This window comes from Mesorhizobium sp. BR1-1-6 (genome assembly GCF_020165355.1).
Classification (GTDB): domain Bacteria; phylum Pseudomonadota; class Alphaproteobacteria; order Rhizobiales; family Rhizobiaceae; genus Mesorhizobium.
This window is the reverse complement of the sequence record NZ_JAIUHZ010000043.1, coordinates 1-1478: the sequence shown is the minus strand read 5'-3', so window position 1 is coordinate 1478 and position 1478 is coordinate 1. Positions and strand designations below refer to the sequence as shown.

The window sequence follows — 1478 nt, the reverse complement described above, 5'->3', positions numbered from 1 at the left end:
ACGGCTGTCGCCGCCACCGGCGTTACGGTAGCGCTTGACGAGACGGCGACCACGAGCACCCCGGCTGGGATCGACACTGGTACGGTCACCAAGGGCGAGGATCCCGATGTCGGCGGCACCGGCGCGATCGCGCACGGCACCAGCGACAGTGCCTTCGTCAACATCACGGCGCTGTTCGGCGCCGACGGTCCGGCCGTTTCGGGCAGCACCGTCTATGCGCTAAGCGTCACCAATGCGGTCTCCGGCCTTGCCGTCACCGACGGCTCGCTGATCACCTTGCAGACGCTGGCCAACGGCGTCGTGGTCGGCGTCGTGCAGGGCGGAACGTTCAATGGCGATGCGGCGTTCGCGCTGTCGATCGATCCGGCCACCGGTAAGGTGACCGTCGAGCAATATCTGTCGCTTCATCATTCGAACGCCTCCAATCCGGACGACACGGTGGTGCTGGGCCTGCATTCGGTCGCAGTGAGCGTGACCGTCACCGATGGCGACGGCGACACCGCCAGCGCCAGCGCCGATGTCTCGGGCCAGATCAGCTTCGACGACGATGGTCCGAGCCTGACCATCTCGCAGCCGAACGGTGCCTTGAACGGCCTGTTCCTGGACGGCTTCGTCCCCAATGGCGACGCCTGGGGTGCGGGCAGCGGCACCACGACCGGTCCCGCCGGCGCCTGGACCGTCACGGCCTCGCCTTACGAGGGCGCCAGCAGCATCGAATTGCAGAAGGTCGGTGACGGCTATCGCGGTGCAGACAGCCCGACCAACAGCGTTATGGTCGACCTCGAGGCCAGCCCCGGCAACATCCAGATCTCGCAGACGCTGCATGGCCTCAGCGCCGGCGAATACCGCATCTCCTTCGAGATCGGCGCCGCCAACGACACCAGCCTCCTACACAGCGCCAAGCTCGAAGTGCTGTGGAACGGCGTCTCGGTCGGAACCTACGATCCCACGTCGGGCGTCATGCAGACCATCGCCATCGACGTCACGGCGACGGCCGGCGACAACTCACTGACGTTCCGTGAAATCGGCGAAGCAGGCGACAACACCGGCACCTTCCTTGCCAACATCAAGGTCGGCGACATCATCGTTATCGACGAGACCGCAGGTGTCGATGCCGATTCCGACGACACCACCGATCCTGCCGTGGCGGCCCTGTTTGCCGGCGTCAATGCCGGGACCGATCCCGACATGCCGCTGCACCAATATGCGCAAGGCAGCGGCGGCGTCGTGAACGCCACGGCGCTGTTCGGCGCCGACGGACCGGCAGCGAAAGCTTCGCTCGTCTATGCGCTCACCCTTGCCAGCAATACGGGCGTGGATTCCGGCCTGAAGACCACCGATGGCCACGCAATCTCGCTGTTCAACGACGGCAACGGCCACATCATCGGCGTCTATGACGCCAACAACAACGGCGTTACCGCCACCGACAAGGTCGCCTTCGCGCTGCATGTCGATGCCGCCACCGGCCAGGTCGCGGT

Annotated in this window: 1 protein-coding gene; it reads left to right on the top strand. The window is 65.7% G+C overall.

Annotated features, from left to right (window positions below):
- A partial coding sequence (locus tag LB545_RS30725) for a DUF5801 repeats-in-toxin domain-containing protein (protein WP_224706293.1) occupies positions 1-1478 on the top strand: 1478 nt, incomplete at both ends.